The sequence below is a fragment of the Acinetobacter sp. YH12102 genome (genome assembly GCF_013419125.1).
In the GTDB taxonomy this organism is placed as follows: domain Bacteria; phylum Pseudomonadota; class Gammaproteobacteria; order Pseudomonadales; family Moraxellaceae; genus Acinetobacter; species Acinetobacter pseudolwoffii.
Window position 1 is genome coordinate 1 of the sequence record NZ_VPAS01000034.1, and the last position, 7907, is coordinate 7907.

General features: G+C 36.4%; 10 protein-coding genes and 1 pseudogene. 5 read left to right on the forward strand and 6 right to left on the reverse strand.

Annotated features, from left to right (window positions below; all coding sequences use genetic code 11):
- Window positions 1-344: 344 nt before the first annotated feature.
- From FTU42_RS14345 to mobQ, 3 genes are all read right to left on the reverse strand, one after another.
- Complete coding sequence (locus tag FTU42_RS14345; protein ID WP_257225601.1) at window positions 345-896, reverse strand: plasmid replication DNA-binding protein; 552 nt, start codon at window positions 894-896, stop codon at window positions 345-347.
- A gap of 60 nt (window positions 897-956) precedes the next feature.
- Window positions 957-1907, reverse strand: a complete 951-nt coding sequence (gene repM / locus FTU42_RS14350) for a replication initiation protein RepM (RefSeq protein ID WP_005225810.1) — start codon at window positions 1905-1907, stop codon at window positions 957-959.
- Window positions 1908-2519: 612 nt separating this feature from the next.
- Window positions 2520-3953, reverse strand: coding sequence for a MobQ family relaxase (gene mobQ / locus FTU42_RS14355; protein ID WP_180083667.1), 1434 nt, complete (start codon window positions 3951-3953; stop codon window positions 2520-2522).
- Window positions 3954-4162: 209 nt separating this feature from the next.
- On the opposite strand from mobQ, the gene FTU42_RS14360 reads away from it, so the two are divergent.
- Window positions 4163-4429: a mobilization protein gene (locus FTU42_RS14360; RefSeq protein ID WP_180083670.1), complete on the forward strand. Its 267-nt coding sequence runs from the start codon at window positions 4163-4165 to the stop codon at window positions 4427-4429.
- 83 nt (window positions 4430-4512) lie between these two features.
- On the opposite strand, the pseudogene FTU42_RS14365 reads toward FTU42_RS14360, so the two are convergent.
- From FTU42_RS14365 to FTU42_RS14375, 3 genes and pseudogenes are all read right to left on the reverse strand, one after another.
- A pseudogene (locus FTU42_RS14365) lies at window positions 4513-4695 on the reverse strand (transcriptional regulator); the annotation flags it as partial.
- 41 nt (window positions 4696-4736) lie between these two features.
- Window positions 4737-5003, reverse strand: a complete 267-nt coding sequence (locus tag FTU42_RS14370; protein ID WP_180083665.1) for a hypothetical protein — start codon at window positions 5001-5003, stop codon at window positions 4737-4739.
- Between the two features lie 164 nt (window positions 5004-5167).
- The gene (locus FTU42_RS14375) at window positions 5168-5476 is read right to left on the reverse strand and encodes a hypothetical protein (RefSeq protein ID WP_180083676.1); all 309 of its coding nucleotides are present in this window, start codon (window positions 5474-5476) and stop codon (window positions 5168-5170) included.
- A 263-nt stretch (window positions 5477-5739) separates the two neighbouring features.
- On the opposite strand from FTU42_RS14375, the gene FTU42_RS14380 reads away from it, so the two are divergent.
- From FTU42_RS14380 to FTU42_RS14395, 4 genes are all read left to right on the forward strand, one after another.
- Window positions 5740-6063, forward strand: coding sequence for a transcriptional regulator (locus FTU42_RS14380; RefSeq protein ID WP_180083680.1), 324 nt, complete (start codon window positions 5740-5742; stop codon window positions 6061-6063).
- Entirely contained in the window at window positions 6044-6358 is a 315-nt protein-coding gene (locus FTU42_RS14385; protein WP_067724398.1) for a DNA-binding transcriptional regulator, read from the forward strand. Before FTU42_RS14380 ends, FTU42_RS14385 begins: the two co-directional genes overlap by 20 nt.
- Before the next feature lie 54 nt (window positions 6359-6412).
- Window positions 6413-6727 (forward strand): hypothetical protein, encoded by a 315-nt coding sequence (locus FTU42_RS14390; RefSeq protein ID WP_180083683.1) that lies wholly within the window; start codon window positions 6413-6415, stop codon window positions 6725-6727.
- 522 nt (window positions 6728-7249) lie between these two features.
- Window positions 7250-7678: a hypothetical protein gene (locus FTU42_RS14395; protein ID WP_114629428.1), complete on the forward strand. Its 429-nt coding sequence runs from the start codon at window positions 7250-7252 to the stop codon at window positions 7676-7678.
- Window positions 7679-7907 lie beyond the last annotated feature (229 nt).

The following is a 7907-nucleotide window of genomic DNA, read 5'->3' on the forward strand; positions in this document are numbered from 1 at the left end:
AAGCAGACGTGCACAGAAAATAGCAATCAAAGAACGAAATCTAAATCCTGTGCTTGACTTGGAATTGTCCATATAGGACATTTCTATTTGGTTATTAGGTAGGACATTTCTACTTGGGAATAACAGCGTTATAATTCTCTTGAAAATTCAACGCTGTAATTTCAAGTTTATAGCCCGGACATCCCTGTTCGGGTTTTTTTTATCTTTTTTTATGTTCCACGCTTACTTATTGAGCAAAGTTCCACGGTTTTATTCAGTTTTAATAAACATTATCCGGTTTTTTGAGGAGTCATTATTTCATGTGCTTGCACTGAAATTGGCTCATCAAAAAACAGGAGTACTGGTTAACCATAAGGAAGGAAAAAACGGCTCAGGAAGCCCCTTTTTTTAGGTTCTGGCTCAACGTGTTCAGGGACAGGGATACGTTTGTTCTCTGGAGTAGTCAATCCGTCATAGTTTGACTCAGTCTGTGGCCGAGGATTTGTTGCTATATTCAAATTAGTAGGTTCATTTAGTTTATTAATATTTTCTTGTTTTGGCTGTTCTAAGGTGCCTTTAAACTCAATTCTATGAGTAAGATCTTCAATATGTTGCATCAAAGACTTTTCTCTTTGATTTGCTAAATCTAACTGATTTTTGAGTAAAGAAATTTGATCTTTTAATACACTTTCAACCTCAGATTGAACGTGTACTTGTACATCCTTCTGAACTTGTTCAGTACGTGTACTGGACTGAACACCGACTGGATTGCCATAAACTCTGATAAGTTCAGATAAGTCTATAAGACCATCATGATCTCTTGATAATTCACCATTTTTTAAAGCCTCATATATTGTTGTACGTGATTTTTTAAAGGCTTTACTTGCATCCATGACGCTGAATTTTGTTGTGTTCAATGTAATCCCTCAGTGCGTGTACAAGGATGTTCATGTGAACATCCAATCTGAACATGAAGTTTATTTTGTATTAAATCCTACTTTCTTTAGATATGGCAGTAATTCTTCAATTTTAAGTGGATCCTGCAACATTTCGGCAATGCGAACAGCAAATTGAGAGTAACTTTCTGTACCTTGAGAATATTTATTCATCTCGGTAAGCTCAGAGAGTTTATTAGCAAAAAGATAACGTTGCGAATCAGTCATTTTTAAAACTATAGGTTGTATAGCTATATCTGACTTCTTTGGTTGCTTTCTAATTTTATAGGTAAACTCAAATCCTATAATTTTTTTCCCTGCCTTCTTATTAGTATATTGAAGGTTATATATATCGCAGGCTTTGCTCTTATTTATTTGAGTGACAGCTAAGTCCAGGACATTGTCTTTTAGATTTGACATAGTTTTATATTTATTTTCGATACCGAACCTAGATCGAAGATCGTCCAACTCTAGAAAAACTTTTTGCTCTTTATAGTTCTGCACTTCTTTAAGAATTTCATATAAGCGATTGGCATATTGGCTGCTTAAATCAACCGTATGTTGAAGATCAATTTGAGTAAATTTATTAGCTAGCTCACTTACAAATGGTAAGACGTCATTAGCAAATTGAATTTCAATTCTAGCTTCACCTTCAAGATATCCCTTCATTTGAATAAATCTATATGTTCTAACGTGTTTTTTAGTATTTGAGATTTCTCGCTCTAATGTGAACTGGCGTTCAAATAAAGTATCTACAGCCGTTCTAAGGGCTTTATAACCGCCATCTATGGTGTCTGAAAAAAGATCTGCATATTCATGAGCTGAAATGGTAATTGGTACATTATTATCTAATGTAATCTTATTAGAACGAATTTTTGATAAAGCAATATTGAACAATCTGTGCTCAACAACAGTCATTTTATAATGAGCTTTTACTAAATCATTTGCTTTAGAGACAAGAATCGACATGTCTAAATTTTCTGAACGGCTCATTCTTATTTCCCTATAAATATTATATGGATTTACCAAAATCTAGAAAAATTTTTCACTTAGGGAATCATCATAACAATACTCATTTAAATAGTAAAATAAAAACCTATGTTTATGCGGATAAAACCTATGTTTGAAACGGATAAAACCTATGTTTGAAACGGATAAAACCTATGTTTATACGGATAAAACCTATGTTTGAAACGGATAAAACCTATGTTTATACCACCATAATCTATTGAAAATGAAAAAGAAAACATGCTTCAAATATTAAATATTATAAATATAAAATAAAAAAGAAAATTCATGAAAATTGCCCTTGGTTTTCGCTTCGCTCAAACTCTATTGAATCTCGCTTTCGCTCGATTCGTCGGGGCAATTTTTGGGTAAATATTTCCGTGAATTTGAGAAAAGCAAAAGCAAGATCAAAAGCAGCTCGGAATTCGCTTCGCTCATAAGCTTTTTTACTCGCTTCGCTCGGTTTGGGAAGCCAATTTGGAAAGTTCGCACCCATGCGGGATGCTCTGCTATGCAGGTGATTGATGGATAGGGAGCTTGTAATCAGGGAAAGGGATGGGCAAATTTTCTCAGTTCGCTCGTAGACACTCGCTCTGTTTATCGACTCATGCCACGAGATTTCATTTTAGGCGCATGTTGCTGTGCTTTGAGCTGTTCTTGTCTAAGTTTCATCTGCTGTTCGGTTTTGATCTCGTCCACACATTTTTTAATGACCTTGTAGGACTGGTAGAGGGTCTGGTATTGCTTGGCTTTCTCCGGATGCTGTTTTTGGTATTTCTTCCAGGCATGTTCTTTGAAAGCATCGTTTTGCAGTAATTCCTTCACACCATGTTTTTTCTGATGCTCATGTTGGCCTTTTAGTTTTTTGTGTTCTTGGTAAATCGTGTCACGTTGGGCTTCCCAGGCTTTCTTGCCAAACAGTAAGGGTTTGTTCTGGCCTAATTCGTTGTGTTGATCGACCAGGCTTTGCAATTTGTCATGACTTTGCTTGAGTCCGCTTTTCACGATCTCCTGGGCAAGCTGCTGATTGAACTCGTTTTGATGTTTGTGCTGCTTGATCAGGGTTATTTCGGCCTGTTTAAGATTACGTTGCATGAAATCCAGGTCTAGATTCGCGTCTTTTGCGCTAATTTGGCCGTTGAGCAGTTGAACGAGGGTTTCCCTCTGTTTTTGCTCAAACAGGGCTTTTTCGTCGATTGGTGGCGTTTTAGCGCTATGTTCGATCTGAATCTGCTGTTCTTTTTTCAATTTGCTGAGGTTTATCTCATTTTCAGCAATCAGCATGTCCATATTTTTGCCGTATTGCAGCTGAGCCTGATTTCTCTGTTTAATTTCATCATTGCTTCGGCTGATTTCGGTCTTAATCCCTTTCCGGCGCAGTTCGGTGACTTTCGGTCCCTCGTGCAAAGTCGCTTCCAGACCATTCTCTTGGTCTTTGTAGCTGCGGTGGTCGACTCGGGCGGTGGATCCGGCCATATCCAGGTGCATATTGCAGATATCGGCAAAGTGTTCGCGCCAGTGCTCGATTTCTCCACTGTGTTTCTGATCGAGTTCCCGGGTTTTCTCGGTGAAGCCTTCCGGAGTGAGTTTGCGTGTGCTCATCAGGATATGTGCGTGATAATTGCGTTCATCACTGCCGGATCCGGTATGTGGTGCATGGATACAGGCATCAACCGCCACCTGGTGTCTGTCCACAATGCTAGAACATAGATCTTCGAGCATGGCCAGGCGTTGTTCCTGGTTCAGTTCACTGGGAAAGGCAATTTCGAATTCCCGGGCGACTGTGGAATTTTTCCGGGTTTCCCGTTGCTCTACTTCGTTCCAGAGTTTTTCCCGGTTTTTTAAATGCTCTGGTGCGCCTTCGGGTAAGTAAATCTCTTTGTGTTCCACACCGATTTTTCGGCTGTAATCATGTTCCCGGCCTTCACGTTCGCAATAAATCTTTTCACCTGCACGATAGGCGATTGCAGCAGTGGCGGAACGCCCTGCAGATCGTGCTACGGTTTTGACTGAAAAGTGGTAAATCGCCATGCCTGTTTTTCGCTTTTAAATTTTCACGTAGTGAAATACAACCGTGGATACGGTTGTCGGGGTATTGGGGAGACCCCAATCGGACTTGCAAACGAAGTTTGCATAAGTGCGCTCTTCGAGGAAAACATTACTATACATATCGCACCTTGAATGCAGATTCAAGTGCGCTTATGTTAGGGATGGTTTCCTAGGATGATGGTATTGGATTAATGAGTGTGACTGAAACTTTAGACAGCAAGATTAAAGCACAGGAAGAGAAGCTAAAACAGCTTAAGGCTCAAAGACAGGCAGCACTGGCAAGAGAAAAAGCCAAAGAGAAAGAACAGGCACGAAAGGATGATACCAGACGCAAAATTTTAATCGGATCCTGTATGCTAAAAATTACCGAAGACGATGAACAGGCTCGGGCAAAATTGATTGCTCAGATGGATAAATATTTGATAGATGAGCGTGATCGGATGTTATTTAATTTATAATTCTTTGGATAGTTTTTTTATATAAACATTTAATTTAAAAGTTAACACTTTTTAAGTTATTTAAATTTACTTCCAGTTCTGTTGGTTTTTTTCCTGAGATGTAAACGTATAGAAAACTCTACTTGGGTTAATCCCATTTTTTCACACCCTGCTTTAGAGTCAGGCAGCCTAAGGTCTGTGGCTTGGCTTGCCTGAATTTCGTCACGTTTTATGGCACCTGCTTCTTTTAGTGAAAGGACAAGATGATCAAATAGTTTGTTATTCATGGAGCGGTCCTTTCACATTATTGAAGCCTAGTGGAAATTTTTTATTGATCTGAAAAAAATTCTGCCCAAAACTCTACGCCTAAATTTACTAAAGAAGGATCAGTTTCAAATAATTCCTTCAAATTTTGTGCACTCGTATCTGATTTCCAAAATAGGCTATGTAAAGTGACTGACTGCTTTGCAATATTCATCGTATTTTCATCTGAATAGCGAACGAACAGCGAGATAACCTTTTCATCATTTTCAAAAAGAAAGCAAAAAATGATTTTTTCAGAAGGGTCGTGTCCTAAAATTTCATCTCTTTTCATAGGGTTTAATACTCATTTCATCAAGTGAACAAAATACAATTTCAATATTTTTGAGTTTATGAATTCTACTCTTTTAAAGATGGAAAATCTTTAATTATTAATAATAATCAGTATCTTAGGTTGAGTTTTATACAAAAAATGAGGGAGTAAATCCCTCATTTCTTTTACTGTTGCTCATGTTCTTTGTAGTACTGATGCTTTCTTCTGGAATTATGTTTCCAGCTTTTAGCAACTTTGTAGACATATGCTGGAAGATCATCCCATGCTTGAGCTAAACCAGGACCACGCGCTACACGAATTTTAAGAGAGTAATCTTTATATTCAATGCAATGCATGCAATAAAAGCTTTTCTCTTGCTGTGTACTGAATTTTTTATGATAAACACTTTTTACATTAGGAAAGCGTTTATAGAAATAATCATTAGGGTGTGATTTTTTTACAGATTGTTGATACTGAGATTTCAGTTTTTTCATTGTTCCTCCTAGGTAACATTACCTAGAAGGGATCCTCTGCAAAGTAATACATTTTCTTGAATCCTATAAGGTTACAGATGATTTTTTAATTCATTCAACATAGCATCACGTAGAATCTTATTTATACGTGTCTGATATTCTTTCCTTTAGAATTATATAAGAACTTTCCTTATCTAGCTCACACTAAAAATTAAAAATCAGTATTTAAAAATCCTACATAGTAGTATAAAATAAATTACTACAAGGTAGTATGAATACAAGCAATGTATACAATATGTGAAACCCCATTATTTACTAAATACTGTCTTGTTTATTGGACTCAGGAAGAATACGAAGAATTCAAAACATTTTTGGCATTAAATCCTGAAGCTGGAGATGTAGAGCCTAATTCAGGTGGCATTCGTAAAATTAGATGGACGAGCGGTGGTCGAGGTAAAAGTGGTGGTGTCAGAGTCATCTACTTTAATCGTTTAATAAATGGAGAGATTTGGTTATTAACCCTGTACAGTAAAAAGCAAACGGTACAGCTTAGTAAGAAAACTCTTCAAGCATTGGTGGAGAAATTAAATGACTCGTTTAATGACTGAAAAAGAACTCGAAGCTTTTGAAGCAACAAGAGATATTGAAGCAGAAATCTTACAAGGCATAGATGATATGCTTGCTAATAATGCTGCTAAAAGAACTGTAATCACTGAGACCGATGTGGCATTAGCTCGTAGAAAGGCCCAGCTGACACAAGAACAGTTTGCTAAGCTTCTGGGTGTTTCAAGACGTACACTTGAATCTTGGGAACAAGGTGCTAGAAGACCCTCAGGAGCAGCAACATCACTTATTCGATTATTTATTGTTGACCCACAATTTGTAAAAGAAAGCCTAGCTTGATCTATATAGCTCTCGATTAAGGGCTATTCGCTATCACTATATTTAAGAATGATTATGAAGCATTTAGGATTTGTCGGAAAAAGTACAGAACATCTTGGATATACACATGTTGAAATTATTAACAGCTCCCTCCGACTGTCTTTCAACGTGCCATTAAAGAATAATCCCGAGGAAGTCTTTAGAAAAATGGTAGAAAGCAACTACGATTTATTAATGGCGACCTCATCAGAAGTTTCGTTTGAATTAGACCATGAAATAATTGAAACTTTAGAAAGCTTAATTAAAAAACAAGGTATTGAGTTGGAAGAATTTATTCAGGATACGTTGATTAAATTTATTAATCAAAACCAATCAGATACCATTAACTAATTACGATTTGATAATAAAAAACCCTGACATCCTGTCAGGGTTTTTCGTATTGGTTCGCTCGGTATAACTCCTGTCGTACCTTACTGTCCTTGTGCGTATCGTTGTTTTTATTATTGTGTGGAACTTCCTGTTCCTGATGAATCCATCATATGAAATTGCAGCCAAGTCGTATAGCTGCAAAAGTCCGGAATTGTTGTGAGCATATGCGTACAAGACCGGCTAAAAACTGTCCCCTTTTTATCCGCAGAAATTGGGGATACTTTCTGCTCTGGGAAGTCTGCTTACATTGAAAAAATTCTCAATTTGATTAAAAAATAATCAATTTTATTGGCGCAATATATCAAAACCGCTCATAAAAAAGCCGACTTGTTTCCAAGTCAGCTTTTTGGGTTTGCGTCCCCGATTTCTCATAGCATAACTTTTTGAAATATAACACTATTTATTTTTCATTTCGTATAACGCCCATTATGTTAAAATCGTTATAGTATTATTATTTATTGAGTAGATAAGAGAATTAAATTAGTGAAATACTCAAATGAAAAAATAGTAAAAGCTCTCTTACTTTCTCCTTTACCACTACTTTTTTTTACAGCAGTCCTGTTTATCGTAATGAATCAGGAATACAGCCTATACTCGATTTTAGTGGTTCTTGTAGGGCACGGTCTTGTCTACTTGGCTTATTCTATTTTGACTGTACCTTTCAGCTTCATATTCTCAGTTCTTTTAAATCGTTATAACCGTCTTAATTTATTAACTATCTGTATTGCCTCTATAATTATTGCTACTCCATTTTTTATTCTTTTTGGATGGAGTCACACAGGAGAAATTTCGAAAGAGTGGTGGAAGATGTATACAGATACATGGACTATCTTTATGGCTCTATTTCCTGGCTTATGTTATTGGCTATTTCTGATTAACCTAAAAGATAAGAAATCAAAGAATATTGAATAAACCATTGCATAGAGATTCTTAAATTTCCCTAAAATTAACATAATACACGTTATACGAATTCCCAAGGCATGGCTTTTAGTTATGCTTTTTTTATCAAAAGAGTATAGCTGAATGATAAAGAGCCAAATCGCATACAACCTCTATCATTAGACTTAATGTGATAATTAAATGATAGTATTATCATTAATCTAACAGAATTAAGATTAAATGATAGAAATGAATACACGTA

Excerpts from the sequence above, each read along its gene's own strand:
- repM (WP_005225810.1), bottom strand. The coding sequence starts at position 1,907 with ATGAGCCGTTCAGAAAATTTAGACATGTCGATTCTTGTCTCTAAAGCA.
- mobQ (WP_180083667.1), bottom strand. The coding sequence starts at position 3,953 with ATGGCGATTTACCACTTTTCAGTCAAAACCGTAGCACGATCTGCAGGG.
- FTU42_RS14390 (WP_180083683.1), top strand. The coding sequence starts at position 6,413 with ATGAAGCATTTAGGATTTGTCGGAAAAAGTACAGAACATCTTGGATAT.
- FTU42_RS14360 (WP_180083670.1), top strand. The coding sequence starts at position 4,163 with ATGAGTGTGACTGAAACTTTAGACAGCAAGATTAAAGCACAGGAAGAG.
- FTU42_RS14375 (WP_180083676.1), bottom strand. The coding sequence starts at position 5,476 with ATGAAAAAACTGAAATCTCAGTATCAACAATCTGTAAAAAAATCACAC.
- FTU42_RS14385 (WP_067724398.1), top strand. The coding sequence starts at position 6,044 with ATGACTCGTTTAATGACTGAAAAAGAACTCGAAGCTTTTGAAGCAACA.
- FTU42_RS14380 (WP_180083680.1), top strand. The coding sequence starts at position 5,740 with ATGTATACAATATGTGAAACCCCATTATTTACTAAATACTGTCTTGTT.
- FTU42_RS14370 (WP_180083665.1), bottom strand. The coding sequence starts at position 5,003 with ATGAAAAGAGATGAAATTTTAGGACACGACCCTTCTGAAAAAATCATT.